At 56.0% G+C, this 23,346-nt stretch carries 20 protein-coding genes; 7 read left to right on the forward strand and 13 right to left on the reverse strand.

The features are described 5' to 3' along the window. Positions 1-2: 2 nt before the first annotated feature. From nadA to hutI, 5 genes are all read right to left on the reverse strand, one after another. The gene (gene nadA, locus ACR0EK_RS11410) at positions 3-1,052 is read right to left on the reverse strand and encodes a quinolinate synthase NadA (RefSeq protein ID WP_480967815.1); all 1,050 of its coding nucleotides are present in this window, start codon (positions 1,050-1,052) and stop codon (positions 3-5) included. Between the two features lie 142 nt (positions 1,053-1,194). Continuing rightward, positions 1,195-2,877 (reverse strand): urocanate hydratase, encoded by a 1,683-nt coding sequence (gene hutU / locus ACR0EK_RS11415; protein WP_480899900.1) that lies wholly within the window; start codon positions 2,875-2,877, stop codon positions 1,195-1,197. After that, on the reverse strand, positions 2,874-3,668 hold the full coding sequence (gene hutG, locus ACR0EK_RS11420; RefSeq protein WP_480899898.1) for an N-formylglutamate deformylase: 795 nt from the start codon (positions 3,666-3,668) through the stop codon (positions 2,874-2,876). The genes hutU and hutG overlap by 4 nt, the downstream gene beginning before the upstream one ends. Further along, the gene (hutH, locus tag ACR0EK_RS11425) at positions 3,665-5,203 is read right to left on the reverse strand and encodes a histidine ammonia-lyase (protein ID WP_480483635.1); all 1,539 of its coding nucleotides are present in this window, start codon (positions 5,201-5,203) and stop codon (positions 3,665-3,667) included. The genes hutG and hutH overlap by 4 nt, the downstream gene beginning before the upstream one ends. Further along, entirely contained in the window at positions 5,200-6,408 is a 1,209-nt protein-coding gene (gene hutI / locus ACR0EK_RS11430) for an imidazolonepropionase (protein WP_480899896.1), read from the reverse strand. The genes hutH and hutI overlap by 4 nt, the downstream gene beginning before the upstream one ends. Before the next feature lie 82 nt (positions 6,409-6,490). Between hutI and ACR0EK_RS11435 the strand changes: the two genes are divergently transcribed. Further along, entirely contained in the window at positions 6,491-7,855 is a 1,365-nt protein-coding gene (locus ACR0EK_RS11435; protein ID WP_480899895.1) for a formimidoylglutamate deiminase, read from the forward strand. Here ACR0EK_RS11435 and ACR0EK_RS11440 read toward each other — a convergent pair. Beyond that, the gene (locus tag ACR0EK_RS11440) at positions 7,852-8,400 is read right to left on the reverse strand and encodes a HutD/Ves family protein (RefSeq protein WP_480899893.1); all 549 of its coding nucleotides are present in this window, start codon (positions 8,398-8,400) and stop codon (positions 7,852-7,854) included. The two genes, ACR0EK_RS11435 and ACR0EK_RS11440, sit on opposite strands and share 4 nt — an antisense overlap. A 67-nt stretch (positions 8,401-8,467) precedes the next feature. Here ACR0EK_RS11440 and ACR0EK_RS11445 point away from each other — a divergent pair, with 67 nt between their 5' ends. Then, positions 8,468-9,169 carry a GntR family transcriptional regulator gene (locus tag ACR0EK_RS11445; protein WP_480899891.1) on the forward strand — a complete coding sequence of 234 codons (702 nt, stop codon included), beginning with the start codon at positions 8,468-8,470 and terminating at the stop codon, positions 9,167-9,169. Positions 9,170-9,242: 73 nt separating this feature from the next. Here the strand turns inward: ACR0EK_RS11445 and ACR0EK_RS11450 are convergent, their stop codons facing one another. From ACR0EK_RS11450 to ACR0EK_RS11465, 4 genes are read right to left on the reverse strand one after another with little or no spacing between them, the layout of a single operon-like run. Beyond that, positions 9,243-9,569 (reverse strand): cytochrome o ubiquinol oxidase subunit IV, encoded by a 327-nt coding sequence (locus ACR0EK_RS11450; RefSeq protein ID WP_480773624.1) that lies wholly within the window; start codon positions 9,567-9,569, stop codon positions 9,243-9,245. Beyond that, entirely contained in the window at positions 9,562-10,194 is a 633-nt protein-coding gene (locus ACR0EK_RS11455) for a cytochrome c oxidase subunit 3 (RefSeq protein ID WP_480773623.1), read from the reverse strand. The genes ACR0EK_RS11450 and ACR0EK_RS11455 overlap by 8 nt, the downstream gene beginning before the upstream one ends. Beyond that, positions 10,191-12,281, reverse strand: a complete 2,091-nt coding sequence (locus ACR0EK_RS11460; protein WP_480773622.1) for a cbb3-type cytochrome c oxidase subunit I — start codon at positions 12,279-12,281, stop codon at positions 10,191-10,193. Before ACR0EK_RS11460 ends, ACR0EK_RS11455 begins: the two co-directional genes overlap by 4 nt. Continuing rightward, positions 12,278-13,237, reverse strand: a complete 960-nt coding sequence (locus ACR0EK_RS11465; RefSeq protein ID WP_480483627.1) for a cytochrome ubiquinol oxidase subunit II — start codon at positions 13,235-13,237, stop codon at positions 12,278-12,280. Before ACR0EK_RS11465 ends, ACR0EK_RS11460 begins: the two co-directional genes overlap by 4 nt. 186 nt (positions 13,238-13,423) lie before the next feature. Here ACR0EK_RS11465 and ACR0EK_RS11470 point away from each other — a divergent pair, with 186 nt between their 5' ends. From ACR0EK_RS11470 to ACR0EK_RS11490, 5 genes are all read left to right on the forward strand, one after another. Beyond that, positions 13,424-14,659, forward strand: a complete 1,236-nt coding sequence (locus tag ACR0EK_RS11470; RefSeq protein WP_480967816.1) for a lytic murein transglycosylase — start codon at positions 13,424-13,426, stop codon at positions 14,657-14,659. Between the two features lie 644 nt (positions 14,660-15,303). Further along, a complete protein-coding gene (locus ACR0EK_RS11475; RefSeq protein WP_480773620.1) occupies positions 15,304-16,197 on the forward strand; it encodes a UTP--glucose-1-phosphate uridylyltransferase in 894 nt (297 codons plus the stop codon). A gap of 73 nt (positions 16,198-16,270) precedes the next feature. After that, complete coding sequence (locus ACR0EK_RS11480; protein ID WP_480870405.1) at positions 16,271-17,710, forward strand: mannose-1-phosphate guanylyltransferase/mannose-6-phosphate isomerase; 1,440 nt, start codon at positions 16,271-16,273, stop codon at positions 17,708-17,710. A 174-nt stretch (positions 17,711-17,884) separates the two neighbouring features. Then, on the forward strand, positions 17,885-18,949 hold the full coding sequence (locus tag ACR0EK_RS11485) for a DUF2793 domain-containing protein (RefSeq protein ID WP_480870534.1): 1,065 nt from the start codon (positions 17,885-17,887) through the stop codon (positions 18,947-18,949). Positions 18,950-19,330: 381 nt separating this feature from the next. Then, positions 19,331-20,635, forward strand: a complete 1,305-nt coding sequence (locus ACR0EK_RS11490) for a UDP-glucose dehydrogenase family protein (RefSeq protein WP_480773617.1) — start codon at positions 19,331-19,333, stop codon at positions 20,633-20,635. A gap of 42 nt (positions 20,636-20,677) precedes the next feature. Here ACR0EK_RS11490 and ACR0EK_RS11495 read toward each other — a convergent pair whose 3' ends face one another. The 3 genes from ACR0EK_RS11495 to ACR0EK_RS11505 are packed head-to-tail and all read right to left on the reverse strand — an operon-like array spanning position 20,678 to position 23,059. Beyond that, positions 20,678-21,754 (reverse strand): helix-turn-helix domain-containing protein, encoded by a 1,077-nt coding sequence (locus ACR0EK_RS11495; protein WP_480899887.1) that lies wholly within the window; start codon positions 21,752-21,754, stop codon positions 20,678-20,680. Positions 21,755-21,800: 46 nt separating this feature from the next. Continuing rightward, on the reverse strand, positions 21,801-22,538 hold the full coding sequence (locus ACR0EK_RS11500) for an anti-sigma factor (RefSeq protein ID WP_480914267.1): 738 nt from the start codon (positions 22,536-22,538) through the stop codon (positions 21,801-21,803). Beyond that, complete coding sequence (locus ACR0EK_RS11505; protein WP_480833199.1) at positions 22,535-23,059, reverse strand: RNA polymerase sigma factor; 525 nt, start codon at positions 23,057-23,059, stop codon at positions 22,535-22,537. Before ACR0EK_RS11505 ends, ACR0EK_RS11500 begins: the two co-directional genes overlap by 4 nt. Positions 23,060-23,346 lie beyond the last annotated feature (287 nt).

Consider the following 23,346-nt stretch of genomic DNA (forward strand, 5'->3'; position numbering starts at 1 on the left):
GATCAAATGCCGAGCTTGCGGGACAGATCGATCATCGCCTGAACGGATTTGCGCGCCTTTTCAGCCACATCTTCGGCGACCTCGACCTGCCCTTCCATCGTGTGCAGGGCGTAGAGGATCTTTTCAAGCGTGATCTTCTTCATATACGGGCACATGTTGCATGGCCCGACAAATTCGACCTCGGGCAATTCATCGGCAATGTTGGATGCCATTGAACACTCGGTGATCAGCATCGCCTTATTCGGCTTTTCATCATGCACGTATTTGATGATGCCGCTGGTCGAGCCGGAATAGTCTGCCTCGGCCACCACATCCGGCGGGCATTCAGGATGCGCGATCAGCCGTGTTCCCGGGTTCCATTCGCGGAAGTCGCGCAGGTCCTGTGCCGTATATTGTTCGTGCACAATGCAAGAGCCGGGCCAATACACCACGTTCTTGTGGCTTTGATTGGCAACATTTTGCGCCAGGTACTGATCCGGCGTCATGATGACCGTATCACTTTCCATGGCGTTGACGATCTGAAGCGCGTTCGAAGAGGTGCAGCAGATATCCGAAGCTGCTTTGACCTCGGCAGTGGTGTTTACATAGGACACAACCGGCGCGCCGGGGTATTTGGCGCGCATTTCATCGATTCCCTCAGCGGTGATCGATTCTGCCAATGAACAACCGGCTTCCATGTCGGGCATCAGCACAGTCTTCTGAGGGCTGAGGATTTTCGATGTCTCGGCCATGAAATGAACACCGGCCTGAACGATCACATCTTCTTCGACTTCACTGGCCTTGATCGCAAGCTGCAAACTGTCCCCAACGAAATCGGACACACCGTGAAAAATCTCGGGCGTCATGTAATTGTGCCCAAGGATCACGGCATTACGCTCTTTCTTGAGCGTATTGATGGCTCGCACGTAAGGCGCGTAGATTGCCCAATCTGGTGGGCTGACCACGCGATCCATGCGGGCAAACGTGTCTTTCATCTCATTGGCCAGTGCGGCCGATGGGGCAAGGTCATAAACGTCCGAAATCACCGAGCGGACATGTGCAATATCGAGCAACGGGTAGCCACCTTTGTCAGTTGCCTTCAACCCCACGGGGTTGTTGAACGGCTTAGCCCTAGCCGAAACAGCACCGGTTCGAAACTGGAAAATGTGACGTTAGCGCTAAGGCAAACCGACAAAACAAAGGTTGGCGTGGTAATCAGCCCAAAATGCCCGGCAATCGCAGCCCATGTTCGCGAGCGCAGGCTTTCGCGTCCTCGTACCCGGCGTCCGCATGACGCCAAACGCCTGACGCGGGATCATTCCAGAGCACCCTCTCCAATCGCTTGGCGGCGGCATCGGTTCCGTCTGCGCAGATGACGACGCCTGCATGCTGACTGAACCCCATGCCAACGCCACCGCCGTGATGCAGCGAAACCCAGGTCGCACCCGAGGCCGTATTGACAAGCGCATTCAGCAGCGGCCAGTCCGAAACAGCGTCCGAACCGTCCTTCATCGCCTCGGTTTCGCGGTTGGGTGAGGCAACAGAACCACTGTCAAGATGGTCTCGGCCGATGACGACCGGAGCTTTCAATTCGCCGTTTCTAACCATCTCGTTGAACGCCAGCCCGGCCTTGTGGCGATCTCCTAGCCCGATCCAACAGATCCGCGCCGGCAGGCCCTGAAACGCAATACGCTCCTGCGCCATGTCCAACCAGTTGTGCAGATGGGTATTGTCGGGGAACAGTTCCTTCATCTTGGCGTCGGTCTTGTAGATATCTTCAGGGTCGCCGGACAACGCGCACCAGCGGAAGGGACCGATACCCCGACAAAAGAGCGGGCGAATGTAGGCGGGCACGAAGCCTGGGAAAACAAAAGCGTTCTCCAACCCCTCATCCTGAGCCACCTGTCGGATGTTGTTGCCGTAATCCAACGTCGGCACGCCCGCGCTCCAAAAGTCCACCATTGCAGCGACGTGTTGCTTCATCGAAGCACGTGCAGCCTTTTCGACCGCCTTCGGGTCACTTTCGCGCTTGTCTTTCCATTGCGCCATGGTCCAACCAAGCGGCAGGTAGCCATTTACCGGATCGTGGGCACTGGTCTGATCCGTGACAATATCGGGGCGCATCCCGCCAGCTTGCATCCGAGCGTAAATTTCCGGGAAGATTTCAGCGGCATTTCCCAACAGACCAACGGATTTCGCTTCGCCTGCCTTGGTCCAGCGATCAATCATTGCCAGCGCTTCGTCCAGCGTCTCGGCTTTTTCGTCCAGGTATTTTGTACGCAAGCGAAAGTCGATGCTGTCCGGGTTGCATTCCACGGCCAGACAACAAGCCCCTGCAAAGACAGCGGCCAGAGGCTGCGCGCCGCCCATTCCACCCAGTCCCCCGGTCAGGATCCACTTACCTGTCAGGTCACCGCCATAGTGCTGACGCCCGGCCTCGGCAAAGGTTTCATAAGTGCCCTGCACGATGCCCTGTGTACCGATATAGATCCACGAGCCAGCGGTCATCTGGCCGTACATCATCAGACCTTTCTTATCGAGCTCGTTGAAGTGGTCCCAATTGGCCCAGTGCGGCACAAGGTTCGAGTTAGCGATCAATACGCGGGGTGCATCGCTATGGGTGCGAACAATGGCAACCGGCTTGCCGGACTGGACGATCAGCGTTTCATCCTCTTCCAGATCCTTCAGGCTGGCAACGATGGTGTCAAAATCCTTCCACGTCCGCGCCGCGCGGCCAATCCCGCCATAGACCACCAGCTCATGCGGGTTTTCGGCCACGTCCGGATGCAGGTTGTTCATCATCATCCGCAATGGCGCCTCGGTCATCCAGCTTTTGGCGTTCAGTTCTGGTCCGGTGGGCGGAAAGATGTCACGGGTGTTTTTGCGAGGATCGGTCATCGGGCAAGCTCCAATGCTGTGTCATTGAGGACGTCTAGAATGTCTTTCAACCAACGGCGGAGACGGTTGGCTTTGGCGGTGTCAAAAGTCCAGGGCGGCATTTCTGAGGTCAGGTAGGTCGACTGCGCCAGCTCCATCTGGATCGCGTGAATACAGTTATCCGGATGTCCGTAGTGGCGTGTCGTCCACCCGCCTTTGAAGCGCCCGTTCAAAACGGTGCTGTAAGGGGATGAAGAGGCGAACTCATGTGCAATTGTTTCGATTTCCAATGCACAGGTCATCCCGTTATTTGTGCCAATGTTCATGTTGGGCAATACGCCGTCGAACAGAAAAGGAATGCGGCTGCGGATTGAGTGGCAATCATACAGCACAGCGATGCCATGGATCGCCTTCACCCTCTCCAGTTCGGCCAGCAAAGCGGCGTGATATGGCGCATGAAATGCGTCACGCCGTTCAATGATATCTTTTTCAGTTGGAGGGATGTCCCAGATGTCCTGCCCGTCGAAATCCGTCAGCGGCACTAGGGTCGTCGTGTTCTGTCCAGGGTAAAGGGAAGTACCGCTCGGGTCACGGTTGGCGTCGATCACATAGCGATGAAAGGTGGCCCGGACCGTGGTAGCACCGGGCAAAAGCCCGTCGTAAAGCATGTGGATGTGCCAATCCGTATCTGCCAGCGCCCGACCCTGTGCATTCAGTTTGGCATCAATCGCCGCAGGCACATAGGTGCCCGTGTGAGGCAGCCCCAAAACAATTGGACTATCGCCCTGAACTACTTCGACTGGATCAGTCATGCGCCAAGCTCCGGCATGGCGACACCAGCGCCATCGGAAATCTCACCGCTTGCAATAAGGGCCGAGGCTGCTTCGATGTCATTTGCCATGTACCTGTCATCTTCCAACGCCGGTACAACAGAACGCAGACGCGCCATGACACCTTGAAGGCTTTCACTGGTTGGCAGCGGCGCGCGATATTCAACCCCTTGCGTTGCGCACAGCAACTCGACCCCCAGGATACGTTCCAGATTGGTCACCATTTGCCCCAGCCGCCGTGCGCCATGGGCGGCCATTGACACGTGATCTTCCTGATTGGCCGAAGTCGGTGTTGAATCCGTGACGCAAGGATTGGCCAGATGCTTGTTTTCGCTCATCAGTGCGGCTGTCGTGACTTCGGCAATCATCAGGCCAGAGTTCAAACCGGGGTTGGGTGTCAAAAACGGAGGCAAATCAAAGCTGAGCACCGGATCGACGATCAGCGCGATGCGTCGCTGCGCAATCGCCCCGATCTCGGCCACTGCCAGAGCAATCATGTCGGCGGCAAACCCGACCGGTTCTGCATGAAAGTTTCCGCCTGATACGATCAACCCGGCCTCGGCCAGAACCAGAGGGTTATCGGTGGCGGCGTTGGCTTCGGTTTCCAGTGTCACCGAAGCCTGACGCAGCACATCCATCGCGGCACCAACAACCTGCGGCTGGCAGCGGATGCAGTACGGGTCCTGAACTCGCGTATCACCGTCCCGATGGCTTTCGCGAATGACCGACCCAGCCAGTAGCGCGCGCATGGTTGCGCCCGCTTCGATCTGGCCCCGGTGACCACGCAAGGCGTGAATTTCGGGCTGCAAAGGCGCGGTAGACCCCATAATCGCATCAGTTGTCAGGGCTGAAGTGACCAAAGCGCTTTGCGCCGCCCGCCAAGCGCCGAAAAGCCCCGCCAGCGCAAACGCCGTAGAAAACTGAGTGCCGTTGATCAGCGCCAGACCTTCCTTGGGGCCAAGTTCGACCGGGGTCAAACCTGCCGCTGCCAGCGCGTCGCCGCCAGACATGAGGGTGCCGCCAAACTCGGCCTCACCCTCGCCCATCATGACGGCTGCCATGTGCGACAGCGGTGCCAGATCGCCCGAAGCACCAACAGACCCCTGTGCCGGGATTACCGGTGTCACCCCTGCGCCAAGCATCGCTTCCAGCAGGTCAATCAGTTCCAGCCGCACACCCGACGCGCCACGTCCGAGGCTGAGCAGTTTGAGTGCCATCATGAGCCGCGCAACAGCACGCGGGATCGCTGGTCCGACGCCACAGCAATGGGACAGGATCAGGTTGCGTTGCAGCGTCGCGGTATCCTCGGCCGCGATCTTGACGCTTGCCAGTTTTCCAAAGCCCGTATTGACCCCGTAAACGGCGGCTTCGCCAGTCGCCGCCTCAATGATGCGAGCGTGTGCCGCGGCTATCGCAGGCCTGCAATCCGGGTCCAGCCGAACGGCGCATTCCTGGCGGAATACCTGTTCCAGCTGCGCCAGAGAGACAGCGCCGGGAGTTAACGTCAGAGTGGTCAAAATGCGCCTCCGAATATGCGGGCGTGAAGGGGATTAAAACCGATGCGGTAGGCAAGCTCGGCCGGGTGAGTGACATTCCAGACAGCCAGATCCGCCCGCAGGCCCTGAACGATCCTGCCGCAGTCTCTCAGGCCCAGTGCACGCGCGGCATTCACAGTGACACCTTTCAACGCTTCCTCGGGGGTCATTCGAAACAAGGTGCATCCCATGTTCATCGCAAGCAAAAGTGATGTCATCGGAGCCGAGCCCGGATTGCAGTCGGTCGCAAGGGCCATTGGCACGTCGTACTTGCGTAGCAAATCAATTGGCGGTTGTTGCGTCTCGCGCAGGGTGTAGAAAGCCCCGGGCAGTATCACGGCCACCGTGCCTGCCACTTCCATGGCTTTGACACCGCTTTCGTCCAGATACTCGATATGGTCGGCAGACAGCGCACCAAAGCTTGCAGCAAGTTTCGCACCACCCAGGTTGGACAGTTGTTCGGCATGCAATTTGACCGGCAGTCCTAGTTCCTTGGCAACGTCAAACAGTGGCACCAGTTGGTCGGGCAGGAAGGCAATCCCTTCGCAAAATGCGTCCACTGCATCAACCAAACCCTCGGCATGAGCCGCGCGGAGGGTCGGAATGCAAATCTCTGCAATGTACGCCTCGGGCCGGTCTTTATACTCGGCGGGCACAGCATGAGCGCCCAGAAAGCTAGTTATAATGCGCACCGGGCGGCTTTCCTGCAGGGCCCGCGCGGCGCGCAGCATGGTCAGCTCAGTTTCACGATCAAGCCCATAGCCCGATTTGACCTCGATCACCGAGACCCCTTCGGCGATCATCGCGTCCACGCGCGGCAGGGCCTGCGCAATCAAATCCTCTTTATTGGCCGCACGCGTGGCTTTCACGGTCGAAATAATACCACCGCCCGCGCGGGCCACCTCTTCATAGCTGGCACCGTTAAGGCGCATCTCGAACTCAGCCGCGCGGTGGCCGCCATGCACTACATGGGTATGGCAATCGATCAGAGCCGGCGTCACCAACCGCCCGTCCAGCGAGGTTTGAGAGAACGTCGCGCATTCTTCCGGCAACTGCGTCTTCGGACCGACCCACGCGATCCGGTCCCCACGCACGACAATCGCCGCGTCTTCGATCAATCCGTATGCATCCGCACCAACCATGGTCGCGGCGTGCAGATCTGTGAACAGATGATCGTGGGTTTGCATTCGAATCCCTCTTCGGTGCAATTCTCTCTTTTCTGGTACAGGTCTTTATGGCATATGTCTATTCATAAAACCGGAGGTAGGGATGACGGTCATTTTCGCAAAACGGGCCTTTCTGGCAGCCGGTTGGGCAGAGAATCTGCGACTCGAGATCAAGAATGGTCGCATTGCCCGACTGACACCCAATGCTGTCGCGCAAATCGGCGACACCCTTGTCGACACTCTACTGCCCGCTTTGGCCAACCTTCACAGCCATGCCTTTCAGCGCGCCATGGCGGGAATGACCGAATATCGGCTGGCTGGCCGTGACAGTTTCTGGACTTGGCGCGAACTGATGTATCGCTTCACAGCCCACCTGAACCCTGACCATATTCAGGCCATCGCCGCGCAAGTTTATGTCGAGATGCAGGAGGCCGGATACGCCTCGGTCGGTGAATTCCATTATCTGCACCACCAACCGAACGGGCAACCCTATGACAGAATTTGCGAACTCAGCGACCGGATCATGGCCGCCGCCGCCGAGACCGGAATTGGCCTGACCCATCTGCCCGTGCTCTACAGCTATGCAGGAGTTGGGGAAAAACCGCTGGAGGCGGGGCAGAGACGCTTTGGAAATGATGTGGACCGTTTTTGCGAACTTGTCGCGCAGGCGCGGGATGCGCTCGGTAGTCTTCCCGACGACTGTCGCGTCGGCATCGCGCCACACTCCTTGCGCGCCACCTGTCCGCGCGATCTGGCGCAAGTTGTGGCATCACAAAGTTCCGGTCCAATTCATATTCACATTGCCGAACAACCCAGAGAAGTTGAGGAAGTTCAGGCTGGCCTTGGCGCGCGTCCGGTCGAATGGCTGCTGGATAATGCCCCGGTTGATTCCAACTGGTGCCTGATCCATGCCACCCACATGACTGACGAAGAGACTCGCGCCATGGCCCATAGCAATGCCGTTGCCGGTCTGTGCCCGGTGACAGAAGCCAACCTGGGCGACGGGCCTTTCAACGGCCCTGTCTATCTGAGCGCAGGCGGCGCTTTTGGCGTGGGATCGGACTCCAACGTGTTGATTTCCATGACCGAAGAACTCCGCACACTCGAATACTCGCAACGACTGCGCGACCTGTCACGTAACGTGATGGTGGTCGGCGAAGGCTCGACCGGACAAACCCTTTATCGCGGCGCAGCTATGGGCGGCGCGCAGGCGCTTGGTCGCAATGCGGGGCAAATTACCGAAGGAATGCTGGCTGATCTCGTCGCCATCGACAGTCAGGCCCCTGCCCTTTGTGCACTACAGCCCCACCAGTTGCTGGATGGTTTAGTCTTTGCCGCCAAAGATAATGTCGTTACTGATCTTTGGTCCGCAGGCCGACACCAGGTTCAAAACGGGCGTCACATCCTGCGCGACAAAGTCGCGAACAACTACAAACAGGCAATAGGTGGGCTTCTTGCTGAGCTTTAGGTCCGGGTCTTATTGAAAATCACGCGAAGGATCTTAGAGCCCGCAGCCGGGCTGACCGTAACAGCGGCGTTCAGCGTCATTGCGTCTCCGGCAACCAGCTGCGTTTTGTCTGACATGTGGCCCATTCCCGAGACGACAAAGACGAACTCGCCCGCAGCCCCTTCGAATTCCTGATCATTTGCAAAAACGTTCACTACCACAACGACGATCTTTGGATCGTAGATCACATTGAGCGCACGACACGGCCCGCCCAACAGACGCGCATTCAGCGCGAGCGCTCCGTCGAACGAAACCGGCAGGAATGGTCGCACTGGTAAAACGCCACTATCGCCGAGCAAATCAAGCCCGGCGCCTTCGAAGATCGTGTGTACACGCGCCATGCCTGGAAATCGGGAAAATGGCCCATCCCGATCGATCCGGGCCACACTGATACGCCAGACGACGTGCTCGCCGACCCGCTTCGCGGCAAGTTCGGTTGTTACACCGCCACCATTGGCCCAAGGCGTAACCGCGCAATCCTGCAATCTTATAAGGTTCTGGGTCAAATTCTTTGCATCTCACCCTTAACATAGACATAATACTAATAAGTTCGAAAAAAATAGTGAGCACAATGTGAACGGGCAGAAAAACACCGGCTTCCAGGATGTCCGCGACGAAGTTTTAAATCGCATCCAGACCAGAATCTGGCCGCAAGGCAGCCTGCTGCCTACCGAACTGGAGCTTGCCGCCGAATTCGGTTGTGCTCGCGCAACTGTCAATCGCGCTCTGCGTGAACTCGCTGATCAGGGTATTGTTACACGGAAACGCAAAGGCGGCACGCGTGTGGTCACAACACCGGTCAAACAGGCCAGGCTGCCCATTGCAGTAGTCCGGCAAACCATTGAAGACATGAATGCAGAATACCGGTATGCGTTGGTCAGCCGTACGCTGATAGATTGCCCGGCATGGCTACAAGCCAAACTCGGACTGCCCGAGGGCACGCAAATTCTGCATTTGCGCTGTATGCACCATGCTGACAATCGCCCCTTCCAGTTCGAGGAGCGATGGATCAATACAGCCGCAGTACCGCACGTCATGAATGAGGACTTTCTGACCACCGGTCCAAACGAATGGTTGCTGGCCGAAGTTCCGTTTTCGAACGCCGAAATTGCCTTCTCGGCTGTTCCGGCGACCGGCCCGCTTCAGGATTTTCTTTCTGTTCCGCCCGGAACACCTTTGTTCCAGTTGGAGCGGACAACGTGGTTTCGAAAAACCCCGGTCACCTTTGTACGCATGACCTTTCATCAGGGGTATCAAATGCGGACAACCTACTGAGGCTTTTTCCGCTATTGGTGGTCCTGCCGAAAGCCAAATCTCGACCCGCCACCCCGCTTGTTTCAAATACGCACTACATCAAGTGCATGTGCATTCGGGTGGCCAAATTGCCCAGAACCCAGACGGTGCCAAGGATCATGATCATCAGAACCAGTGTCGAAAACAGCACCAGATGCAGATCTTCGCGGCTGCTGCGCCGACGGTCGATATGCAGGAAGTAGACAAGCTGCAACACAAGCTGCGCCAATCCAAGCAACCCGATGGCCAGGTAAATACCAACCGTTTCAATCCCATAAACCTGCGCTACGCCAAACATCGCCAAGGTCAGCAAAAGCGAGCCACCGTACCCGATCACATAGCGCCGACGCTCGCGACGATGCATTTCAGAGCGCTTATCCATAGGTCAGACCTCCGAAATACACGATGGTAATGATGCCAATCCAGATCAGATCGAGAAAATGCCAGAACAACGCCAGCCGCACCACGCGCGAGATAACCACATCCGTCATGCCCTTGACGCGTAGCTGGATACCCAAAACGATCAGCCAAAGGCATCCAGTCGCAACGTGCAGACCATGAAGCGGGACCAACCCAAAAAAGGCTGACAGAAAACCGCTGCGCTGCGGAATGCCGCCTTTTTCCGCCATGGCCATGAAGTCAAGCACTTCCAGCACCAGAAAACCAAGCCCCAGCACAAGAGTGACGCCAAACCACAAGACAATACGACCGCGCGGCAGATTGTACTTCAGCGCCAGCATGGCAAGACCCACTGTCAGGCTGCTGGTCAGCAGTATCAGGGTTTGCGCAAAAACACTTTTCAGATCAAACAACTCGTGCGGGCCGGGACCACCTGCCTGTGCATCGATCATTGTTATGTAAATCGCAAACATGAGGCCGAAATAAACCAGATCGCTCATCAAGAAGACCCAGAACCCAAAGGTGACAACCTCGGTCGCCTTGTGGGCACTGGCGTGATGTTCTCCAAGATTGATACCGGGATAACTGTGAGTGGGCGCGCGCTTCATGTCGCCACCTCCAGATCCGGGCGGGAAAGGCCGCGGTTTTCCGAAGAAGTTTCAGAGGCGCGATCAACCGCCGCTTCGCTGTGGACCAACGCCAACCAAGCTTCGTGATCCCTTCGCACCTCTTCCGCGGGGATGGTGAGTTCTGTACTGTCATCAAATGTCCAGATGATCACCGCAAGGATCATCAAAACCGTCATTATCGCGGCAAGCCACCAGATCCACCAGACCAGCGCAAATATCCATATGCCGCTGAGAACACACAGGACAAAGCCAATTCCCGTGTTTCGGGGCAGTTCGATATCTTCATAAGCGTCTGGTGTTGGATAGGCCGTTCCTTTTGCCTTCTGTGCCGTGAATTCATCCCGATCCGTAACCTTGGGGATGATCGCAAAGTTGTACGCGGGAGGCGGTGAAGGGATAGTCCATTCCAATGTGCGACCATCCCAGGGATCCCCAACAGGAACGCGGGTTTGGTCGCGGTCACGAATGCTGACCCATAGCTGGATCAGTACCGAGAACAATCCACAGGTAATAACTATTGCTCCGATGATGGCCACAATCATGAAAGGGTGGAAAGACGGATCGCTATAGCTGAAAGAGCGGCGTGGCATGCCCAATAGCCCGACGAAATAGAGCGGCATGAATGTCAGCAAAAACCCCCCGGTCCAGCAAAAGACAGAAACCCGGCCCCAGAATTCGTTCAGTCGGAATCCAAAGGCCTTGGGGAACCAGTAATTGTATGCCGCCAACAATCCGAACAACACGCCAGGCAATAACGCGTTGTGGAAGTGAGCCACCAAAAACAGCGTATTGTGAACCTGATAATCTACGGTTGGATTTGCCAGGATCACACCGCTCAACCCACCGATGGCAAACAGCATCAAAAATGACAACCCATAGAGCATCGGCACCGAGAACCGAATGCGTCCCCGCCACAACGTCGCCATCCAGTCATAGACTTTCACGCCGGTTGGGATGGCAATCAGCATGGTCGCAATACCAAACACCGCGTTGATCAGCGCGCTTTGACCCATGGTAAAAAAGTGGTGCAGCCAGACCGTGAACGACAACACTGCGATCGACATGGTCGCAATAACAAGCGAGTTGTAGCCATAAAGCCGTTTGGCCGAGAAGGTCGCAAACACCTCGGAATAGATGCCATAAGCAGGCAAAACCAGCAGGTAAACCTCGGGGTGGCCGAACAACCAAAACAGATTGGCATAGTTCATCATGTTGCCACCGAGGTCGTTTGTGAAAAAGTGGAAATCAAGATAGCGATCAGCGGCAAGCATCAGCGCGGCGACACCCAAAGGCGGCATAGCAAAGACGATCAGGATCGAACTGCAAATGATTGTCCAGCAATACATCGGCAGCCGCATGAACGTCATGCCCGGCGCGCGCAACTTGTAGATCGTAACGGCAAAATTGATACCCGTCAGCGAGGTGCCAATGCCCGAAACAACGATGGCCCAGATCCAGTAATCCGGTCCAACACCGGGATTGAACGCTGCGCCGGTATACGGTGGATAGGCTGTCCAGCCGCCGGTCGAAAACTCTCCAATCACCAGCGACACCATCAGCATCATGCCTGACGAAACCGTAAGGCCCAGACCAATCTGGTTTAGTCGCGGGAACGCCACATCGCGCGCGCCGATCATCAGCGGGACAATGTAATTCGCAACACCAAAGACAAAGGGAACGGCAACAAAGAAGACCATGATTGTGCCGTGAGTGCTGAAAAGCTCGGCAAAATGTTCGGCTTCGAGGAAACCGTCGCCGGGCCCGGAAGCCTGCTGCGCGCGCATGACAACGCCTTCAAGCACACCGCGCGCCAGCATCACGATGGCAAAGACGATATACATGATACCGATCTTTTTGTGATCGACGCTGGTCAGCCAATCGCGCCACAGGGGTGTCCACAGACGAAACCAGCTCAGCAATCCTACGACAACAACAACGCCAATAATCACAACAGCTGCGGCTGTATTGGCCACAATCTCATTAGTATTTGGGTTCTGGATCAACCCGGCAATCGGAAAAGCGTCCCAACTCAGACGCCCGAAGAAACCTGTCTCGGTCGGCGTCATTTTTGCGCCTCCTGCCCAAATGATGCAGTTCCAGGCTGTAGATCGATGGGCAGCGGCTGACCGCTGTGGTAGCGGCTCAGGATATTCCGGAACAGATCGTCTTTTATTGTGAAGTAGAGCGCATCATCCGGCATCCGAGATGTTCCCAAAGCGGCCTGAACTTCATCCCTGTCGGTCCGCATGGCCAGTTTCCGATACGTTGCCACATCTAGTTGGATGCTGTTGTTACGCACTTTTTCGACCCAAGCGTCGAAATCCTCATCACTCATTGCGATGGTGCGGAACTTCTGCTTGGTAAAGCCCCGTCCGTTGTACTGAGTGTTTTCACCCTGCATCACTTCCGGCGCATCCGCGACAAGATGTAACTGGGTGGTCATGCCCGGCATCGCATAAATCTGTCCGGCCAGCGCGGGTATCATAAACGACTGCATCACGGTATCGGTTGTCAGCGTCAATGCAACTTGCCGCTTTGTCGGAATTCCGAACTCTCCTACAGTGGCGACCCCAAGATCGGGGTACAGAAACAGCCACTTCCAATCCAGACCGACAACCTGAACCCGCAGCGCCGGATCTTCACCAAACGGTGCCGAATACGGGTCAAGCCGATGCGTCGCCTTCCAAAGGTAAAAAGACAGCAAGGCCACGATTATGACAGGCACACCCCACATTACAAATTCCAGCTTTGCCGAGAAATCCCAATCCGGCGCGTAGGGCGCAATGCGGTTGCTCCGGCGGCGATACCGAAACGCTATTATCGGGACCAGCACCAATACCGGGATAACGGCCAGCAGGATCAATACGGTCGCCCGAAGCAAATGCGTTTTCTGAACTGCCGCTATTGGGCCTTCCGGGTCCATAAAGCTGTCGCTGGCCAAAGCTGGTTGCGCCGAAACGATCAACAGGAGCACAACGACAAGCCTGAGCAAGGATGGATTGGACGAAATGACTTGTGCCACAGCTGACTGTCCTCTCCTCATCTCAATCCCATGCAACTATCGGCAAGCGGGTGAATTTTCTCAAGAGTTTTTCCGAACCGGGGATTGCCATCCTCAATTTTCTTTCAACTTTGGGTGTAAACGGCGACGGGTCGCGCGGCATCTTCCCGTTGACTTGCAAGGCCAGTCGGGACAGATAAATCGTCAATGCGTATTTTGCTGTTCACTCTAGGATTGATCATTCTGTCCCAGACCGCACTGGCACAGGATCGTGCAGCAATTGAACGCCAGTTTCAGTCGTGGTTGTTGGAGACGATCTGGCCGCAGGCGCAGGCCAAAGGTGTTTCGCGCAACACACTGCAACAGGCGTTTTCCGGTGTTACTCTGTACTGGGACCTGCCTGATCTGGTTCCCCCCGGACATAAACGCAAAACGCCCAAGGCGCAAAAACAAGCCGAGTTTGGATCGCCCAGCCGGTATTTCAATCCGGGGTCAATTCAGGGCGCAACGTCTATCGGGCGCAGGATGGCGAGGCAACACTCTGCGATTCTTGCGAAAGTCGAAAGCAATACAGGCGTTCCTGCTCGCATCATTCTGGCAATCTGGGGCAGAGAGAGTGGCTATGGGCAGGTGCCGATCCGCCATGATGCGTTCAGGGTTTTGTCGACCAAGGCATTCATGAGCACGCGCGCGGACTACTTCACGGCCGAGCTTATCGCGGCTCTGCAAATCGCGGAAGCAGGACCCCTGCCAGCCCGGCAAATGAAAAGCAGTTGGGCAGGCGCGTTAGGACAACCCCAATTCATGCCATCAAGCTATTTGACTTACGCCGCAGATGGCAACGGCGATGGACAGGTCGATATCTGGGGGTCATCCGATGATACAATCACATCGATTGGCAACTACCTGAAACAGCACGGCTGGCTCCCCGGGCGTGACTGGGGTTTCGAAGTGTCTGTGCCGGCAACCGTTTCATGTGCATTGGAAGGACCTGATCAGGGGCAGTCAATCCAGCAATGGGAAGCGATGGGCATAAACCGGGTCTCGGGCAAACCTTTTCCAGCCCACGAGTTGAAGGGGGCAGGTTACCTGATGATGCCGGCAGGACGATTTGGTCCTGCTTTTCTGGTCACTCCGAATTTTTACGTTTTGAAGGAATACAACAAAAGCGATCTGTATGCTTTGTTCGTCGGCCACGTCGGTGACAGAATCCAATTTGGAAGCGGCGATTTTAAAGGGCAATGGGGCAAGGTCGGCGGCTTGTACCGTTCTGATATAGCAAAAATGCAGGGCGCGCTGGAAAGCTTGGGGTACGATGTTGGAGGCGTTGACGGCTTGCCAGGTTTCAAAACCCGTCGATCCATAGGCAGATGGCAGGAAACGAAGGGTGTTGCACCCACCTGTTTTCCCGAAACCTCGATGACAACGAAACTGGTCCGATAAGGCGCCAAGCATGCGTTGAACGGTCCCTCGCGACTTGCTTGAGCATCTTATCGCCAGTCGCAACAGACCGCCGTTATCACCAATCTTTGCGGTTCTGGCCATATTGTTGCCCATTCGAAAACGGACTTGATGCGTCAGATCATGTATTTCCAAGAAGCTCGGATGTTTGCCGACGGGTTACTTGTGCACATAAGACACGTTACTTGACGCAGTTTGCGACTAAGCGAGCCGTGTTAATTTCAGTTGCACAGTCCCTGCCATCTAAATTCTTTTCGGCCGCGCAGTCCTAAACTACTCGTCATAACAAGGCGCTATGCCCATCCAAAGAAAAGTATGCAGGACTCCGTCCGGGAGTTTTTCAAGGCGACCGACGCCGCTCCAAACATATCAACTTTCCGTGAACGACAAATCGTCGTCAGATTTTTAGCACAGAGTTATAGCGGAAGGGTCTCTGGGAACTGTGGTTCAGGCCTTGTATACAGTAAACACCGGAGTCGGCTTTTGACTCATCTGGACCGAGGTGGCACGATTTGGTCAATAACGGCCGGCACACCGGGCATGATTGATTGACGCGGTTTTGAAGACTAAGAGGACATTCCGGATGTTTTCTGCTTTTCCGGCCAAGTTTTGTTTTGAGAGGCACCATGACACGCAAAGTCACCAAAGCAGTTTTTCCAGTGGCGGGAATGGGAACCCGGTTTTTGCCGGCAACCAAATCTGTTCCGAAAGAGATCATGACGTTGGTGGATCGCCCGCTGGTGCAATATGCAATCGATGAAGCGCGCGCCGCTGGTATCAAAGAGTTCATCTTTGTGACTTCTCGCGGGAAATCCGCGCTTGAAGATTACTTTGACCACAACCTTGTCCTCGAACAGGAACTAATGGCCAAGGGCAAAAACAAGCTTCTCGATATCTTGAACAAGACGAATATGGAAAGCGGCGCGATTGCCTATATCCGCCAACACAAAGCCCTGGGGTTGGGGCATGCTGTATGGTGTGCACGCCGTTTGATAGGCGATGAACCTTTCGCCGTAATGCTGCCTGACGATGTGATTGCTGCAGATAAACCATGTCTGCAACAAATGGTTGAAGCCTATGAGGAAACGGGCGGCAACATGGTGGCAACGATGGAAGTTTCACCAGAAAAGACCAGTTCGTACGGCGTGCTTGATGTCGTCGACAGTATCGGCCCGGTCATTCCGGCCAGGAGCATGGTCGAAAAGCCTGAACCATCGAAAGCGCCATCCAATCTGGCGGTTATCGGGCGCTATATTCTTCGACCTTCTGTGTTGAACAACCTGAACGCAATGAAAACCGGAAGCGGCGGTGAAATCCAACTGACTGATGCAATCGCCGAGGATATCGCATCCGGCGTGCCCGTTTTTGGCTACAAGTTCGACGGGCAGCGTTTCGATTGCGGTTCAAAATCCGGTTTTCTGCAAGCGACAGTTTCCTTTGCCCTTGCCCGTGACGACCTGCGTGATGATCTGAGCCAATATCTGAATGACATTGTGGCAACTGGAAAAGCAGCCCAGTAGCTACGGGATCTTCCATTCCACAAAAAAAGAATTGAGCAATATCGTTGGTCATCAGCAATTCAGGGGCACGTGTATGAACAGAACGGTCTATCCAGTCATCCTGTGTGGTGGTTCCGGAACGCGTTTGTGGCCCCTGTCGCGCAAAAGCTATCCCAAGCAATTCGTTCCACTTGTCGGAAAAACCAGTCTGTTACAGGATTGTGCCGACCGGATGCTTGGACCCTCGCATACGCCCTATGCCAAACCACTGGTTCTCACCAACGAAGCCTTTCGGTTTATTGTACCTGAACAGCTGACCGCTATTGGGATCGACCCCGGTCCGATTCTGATTGAGCCTGAAGGGCGAAACACGGCCCCTGCCGTACTGGCGGCTGCGTTGTACCTTGCCTCACGTGATCCGGATGCCATCATGCTGGTCGCGCCTTCAGATCATGTGCTTCCAAACAAGGCCGCTTTTCATCAGGCCGTCGCCACAGGCGTGCGAGCAATTGCCGAACGAAGCGATCTGGTGACATTTGGCATCACGCCCACTCGACCCGAAACCGGGTATGGCTACTTAAAGCTGAACGACGCCCCAGACGCGTCCGGGGGTGCAGTTCGCTTGGATCGGTTCGTGGAGAAACCGGATTTGGAAGCCGCGCAGGCGATGGTGAAAGATGGCAGTTACCTGTGGAATTCCGGCATCTTCCTGTTTGCGGTACGTGACATCGTTGCAGCATATGAAAAATACGCAAGCACCCTTGTTGCACCTGTCCAACAGGCCGTCGACAACGCAAAGACAGATTTGGGGTTCCTAAGATTGGACCCTTCGGCTTGGGCTGACGTCGATGACATCTCGATCGACTATGCGGTCATGGAAAAAGCCCCCAACCTTAGCGTGGTTCCGTATTCCGCAGGTTGGTCGGATGTTGGAAGTTGGACGGCTGTTCAAGAATTGTCAAACCCTGATGAAAACGGCATCGCGACATATGGGGAAGTAACCACAATCGACTGCCGCAACGTTCTGATACGATCAGAATCACCTGCGCAGGAAGTGGTGGCAATGGGGCTTGAGAACATTATCGCAATTGCGATGCCAGATGCTGTGCTGGTTGCTAGCATGGATAAAGCTCAGGACGTCAAGCAGGCTGTCGCTGCCTTAAAGGCTAAAGAGGCCAAACAGGCTGATACGCTTCCGGTCGATCACCGCCCCTGGGGCTGGTTTGAGAGCCTCGTGATCGGTGACAGATTTCAGGTCAAGCGAATCCATGTGCATCCTGGCGCAGCGCTCAGCCTGCAGTCCCATCACCATCGGTCCGAGCATTGGATTGTGGTTGAGGGCACCGCCAAGGTCACAATCGATGATCAGGAACGGTTGGTTAGCGAAAATCAGTCTGTCTATATCCCGCTGGGTGCCGTGCACCGGATGGAGAACCCTGGCAAAGTGCCCATGGTTTTGATCGAAGTGCAGACCGGCACCTATTTAGGCGAAGATGACATCATTCGATATGAAGACATTTATGCCCGGGACTAAGCGGCGACATAGTTCTCCATAGGCCATACTCGGGTCGGCTTGTCCCCGGGGATACTCAAGTTAACAGATTATTTCCTGTGCGGTCGGCCGGGTCAGACGGGATTGACGCGTCTTACGGCAGAGTGGCGCGCAACCGACTTTCGGACCGACAGCCACAGGAGGACCCTCGTGTCAATGACCTCACCCAGATTGCGCCTGCCTTTTCTACAACCTTCGCAGGCTCAAAAGCACGTCACCCACAACGAGGCACTGCGACAGCTTGATCTGGTCGTTCAGCTAACAGTTCAGACGACCAATGCCAGCACCCCGCCCGTTGTCCCCGAGCAGGGTGATATCCATGCTCTGGGCGTCACCCCCACCGGGGACTGGGCCGGACATGCAGGAGAGCTTGCCGCATGGCTGGACAACGCCTGGCATTTCTTGACCCCGTATGCGGGCTGGCGCGCCTGGGACGAGGCCACTGGTGAACTGAAGATCTGGAATGGGTCTGACTGGCTGCCCTTGCCCGTCAATACTCAGAACCTGAATGGTATTGGGGTGGCAACAAGTTCGGACGCTACGAATCGCTTGTCTGTCCGAAGCCCGGCAACGCTTCTGAGCCATGAGGGCGGCGGGCATCAGCTGAAGATCAACAAGGCGGGTGCCAGCGATACAGCATCGCTGGTGTTTCAGTCGAACTGGACCGGTCACGCTGAAATGGGGTTATCCGGAAGTACGGGGTTTTCAATCAAAGTGTCCCCTGACGGAGGTACCTGGACGGAAGCTCTGACTTTTGACCCCGCGACCGGAACAGCGGCTGGTGCGGCTGTTCAGGGCGATGCGACGGATACCACTTCGGGTCGCTTGATGCGTGCCGACTACGGTTATGGGCCGGGTAACCTTCTGGGGTCGGTATCAGAAGTTGGCGGTATACCAACCGGTGCGGTCATAGAGCGCGGAAGTAACACCAATGGCGAATTTACACGTTTTGCCGATGGAACCCTGATCTGCACCGCCGCGTTGCTTCCTGTCGCATGCACGGCCGCGGAAGGCGTATTGTTCGCAAGCGCTGCAATGACGTGGAACTACCCAGCGCCATTTTCCTCTGCGCCAAGCGTTAGTGGCAGCGCTGGAGCCAATAATCGTTTCATCGGGTTTGATGTGCCCGGAAACACTCAAGCCACGTGCAAAGCCCTCTCTGTAACTTCGGATACAGCGGCTTTTTCACCAAGTGTCATCGCCATAGGGCGCTGGTTCTGAGCACAGCTGCCGCCTGAACTGTGGTTCGGGCGGTTTTTTTGCGTCGTCGGTCCATTTCTATAGCAATCGCCAATTCCATTGGACCCGCCACAGCCGCCTTGCTCCGGGCGGAAAGTGGGCGGCGCAACACCGCCCGCTTAGTGGCTGTTTATTACTGGTCCATGCCCAGAATTGTATCATTTCAGCTGACAATGGACGTGATTCAACAAGTTCTGCGCAGCACGACGGATTGTAAAAACTCTGTTCCCGCGCATATTGCCTCAAAAACAACAAGAAAACATGGGAACTCAGCAACCATACCTGTAAATCATTGAAACCGGCGCCGGATTCTTCGATTGTGCCCGCGCCGTTGATAGTAATTGGTACAAAAGGATTTGGCAGATGCGCATTGCAATGATCGGCACCGGGTATGTGGGCCTTGTTTCCGGTGTGTGTTTCTCGGACTTCGGTCATGATGTGATTTGTGTTGATAAGGCTGAGCAGAAGATCGATATGCTCAAAGCCGGACAGGTGCCTATTTATGAACCGGGTCTGGACGTGCTGATGGCGCGAAACGTCGCGGCTGGCCGCCTGAGCTTCACAACCGATCTTGCAGCCGCAGTGGACGGCGCGGATGCTATCTTTATTGCAGTTGGAACGCCAACCCGGCGTGGAGACGGCCATGCGGATCTGACCTATGTGATGGCAGCGGCGGAAGAAATCGCTCAGGCTGTCACCGGGTATACTGTTATCGTCACAAAATCGACTGTTCCCGTCGGAACAAACAGAAAAGTGCAGGAGACAGTCAAGGCCGCTAACCCCCTGGCCGAATTTGACGTGGCTTCGAACCCTGAATTCCTTCGCGAAGGCGCGGCAATAGACGATTTCATGCGCCCGGACCGCGTTGTGGTCGGCGTCGAAAATGACCGCGCTGCCGAGGTGATGGCAGAAATTTACCGCCCTCTTTACCTGCGCGACTTCCCGATCCTGACCACCGATCTGGAAAGCGCCGAGATGATAAAATACGCCGCCAACGCGTTTCTAGCGACCAAAATTACCTTCATCAATGAAATCGCCGGGCTATGCGAAAAAGTTGGTGCGGATGTCAAAGAAGTATCGCGTGGCATTGGCCTTGACGGGCGAATTGGCAACAAATTCCTGCATGCAGGACCTGGCTACGGTGGTTCATGTTTTCCAAAGGATACCGCCGCGTTGGCCCGGATCGGGCAGGACCACGCGCATCCGATGCAAATCACCGAGACCGTCATCCGCGTGAATGACGAAATCAAGAAACGGATGATCGAGAAAATTCGAGACGCATGTGACGATCATGTCAACGGCAAGACCGTGACGGTTCTGGGTGTCACGTTCAAGCCCAACACGGACGATATGCGCGACGCACCTTCGCTGTCCATCGTCCCCGCCCTGATTGGTGGTGGCGCAACGGTTCGCGTTGTTGACCCTCAGGGAAAATCTGAAGGAGAAGCGCTTTTGCCGGGCGTCGAATGGTGCGACGATCCGTATATCGCCGCACAGGGCGCGGATGTTGTTGTGCTGCTGACGGAATGGAATGAGTTCCGCGCGCTGAACCTTTCCGAAATTGCAGCATCTATGAACACAGCCAGGATGGTTGACCTGCGCAACATCTACTCGAAAACTACAGCGCTGAAATCGGGGTTCGAAACCTACGTCGGTGTTGGACGCTGAAAGCGCCCGTCCATTCTTACCGTTTCGCAAGTGGTTGACGGGTCATAGTGCAGCTGTCCAAACCCGGTAACGGCCTTGGCCCGTGACTTCACGCACCAGACCTCTCCGGGTGAACAGGTCGAAATTCCGCTGAACCGCCGCGCGCGAAGAATTGGTCAAGTCTTCCGCAAGCGGGGCCGAGACCATTGGCCACGCCGCCAGAGCATCAATCAGTCGTGGTGGGGTGCGGCCGCTCATATCTTGCGTCGCGTCGCGGGCCTTGCCCTCCCAGACACTGATCCTGTCGAGGTGCAGCAAGGCCGCAAGAACCGCTTGCCCGGCGCCCTGTATCCAAGACCCCAACTTGTCCGTCGGCCCACCCGTTCCGCGCAACGCACCCGGACCAGACAACGCCAGAGGCATGAACATTGCGCCGCCCCGCCCCATCGAAGCCGCGTGACGCGCAGCGATAATTGCCGCCTCGGTGTCTTGTCCGACGCCCTGCGATATAGCTCGCCAAGCATGAAACGCGATCGCCGATTGTGTCACCGGGTGCAGCCTTTCCGCATTCTGCATGACTTCGGCCAGATCAACGATCGCTTCGGGCGTCGCATCAGAGCCCTGAGCCAGACGGTCAAGAAACGCGGTCAACCCGCTTTCCCACCCGCCACTAGCAGGGCCTGCGCCTGAGCTCAGACGGCGTACGGCCCAACCTGCCCGAAACAGCGCCTGCACGTCATCGTGGGTCGCGCCTATCCTCAGACCCGTCCACAAAGCCAGGCGGTCCACGCTGACCCGATCCCCTGTCCACCACCCCAGATCGGACGTTTCCATAAGTGCCAAACGGTGCGTCCACCCCTCAGGCCCCGAACGCAGCCGCTCGTCCAGAGCACCAAAGGTCAGGGCAAGATCAGCAAGCTCTGCCGACAGTTCTGATTGTGCCGAATGCCAATCGCGCGGATCGAATAACGGGCGCTGATCTGATCGGGGACCGGGCAGAAAGAAATCTTCCTCCACGTCCTGGTCCGGGGGCAAAAACCAGGGATCATCCTCTTCTGCCGGATCGCCGTCATAGATGCTGGCTGGGCCAAGGTCATCGACCTCGTCTTCTGGAAGGGGCATGGTTTTTTTCGACGTCATACCCGGCATTCTTCGGGCATTTGCAACAGTTCACAAGGGTTTTCCATCAGCCCGAGAATGTGCGGGTCAACACTTCCAGTTCGTTGCTTAAATCCGTGTGTGGGGAATTGCCCAACAGCATATATCCATAACCGCCCTGCTCCCACTTTGCAGTTGCCAAACCGCTCAACACCGTTTGTTGGACTTCGGTATTTGGGGCATTCGGTCCTTGGCGAATGACACAGAAGGCAAGTGGTCGACCCTGATCATCGGCAAAAACCACTTGGATCAAGGGCTTGCCTTTGAAGGAAAGAACCTGCGCCCGCTTCAGCTCCAGCCCTGGCAAGGCTTCCAGTGTTTCCTGATTCAGCGTTCGTCCCAGTTCGGCTTCGGCCATTGCAAATTGCTTGGCCAGCGACGCGTCCGAACTGTCCAGCGATGCAATCGTTTCCGGCACGTAAAGTGATTGATAGATCGCGGCCTGCTGGGCCCAGCTTAAATCTGCTGGCCGGGTGGCCCAAAATGTTACGGCGACGGCTGCAAATGCCGCGCTGGCAGCTACCGCAACAAGACGCAGAAACCCGTTATTGGCGGGCCGCGTCGTTATTTCCGGAAGGTCCACCTTCGGCGCTTCAGCGGGCAGGTTCTCAAAAACATCCCGAACAACAGGCGCAAATGGATCCAGCGCCATCAGACGATGTTCCAGCGCAGCGTCATCTTCAACCGCAGCCTCAATGGCGCGGGTCTGAGCCTCATCCAGGCTGCCTTCCAGATACGCTAGAAGCGTCTCGTCGGAAAACGTCATTTGCCACTCCGTCGCGCGGTGTCCGCTGCATCAATCTGCATCACGGTTTTAAGTTTCTGCCGGGCATTCGAAAGCCGGCTCATGATCGTGCCAATTGGAACCTCCAACAAGGCAGCGGCTTCGCGGTAACTGTACCCCTCAACGAAGACGAGCATTACCGCTTCACGCTGTGCCTCTGGCAACTGCATCACTTGAGTAAACACTTCAGCCGCGAAAATATTCGTTTCTGTATCCGGTCCCGTTGCAACCAGATCCGCTTCGGGGGTCACCGACAGCGCCTGCGCGCGCCGAACCGACCGTGAACGCAGCTCATTCAGCCAGATCGACCGGCAGATTGTCATCAACCAGCTGTCCAGTCGGTTGTGCGACGTCACCTGATGATGTCGTTCAAGCGCGCGCAAACATGTGGCCTGCAACAAATCGTCAGCTACATCCGAGGCGCCCGATAATGCCAGCGCAAACCGCCAGACACGCTTTGAATGCGTCTGAACCGCATCGCGGACGGCTTGTTCAGAAGTCATCTCAGCTCTCATCGAATGATCGCGACCTGCTTGTGTTTCTCAATCACGGACCGGACCCGCAAGGGCAGAGTTGTCATATTTAGCGGTGAAATGAAACGAAACTCCTGCGCCATGCAGTCACGTTTGCGTCTGTAATTGTTGCAGCGCCTGTTTCTGCAACCAACTTGGCGTTGGATATTGGCCGTTTGCGACGATTGTTTTGGTTGTGGGTTTGGTGGTGAGGTCTTATTTAGCGTGTTTGGATGTTGGGATGGGTTGGTCTGCCGCAGGGTAGCATCAGCCCTTTA

The sequence above is a fragment of the Ruegeria sp. AE4 genome (assembly GCF_056542185.1).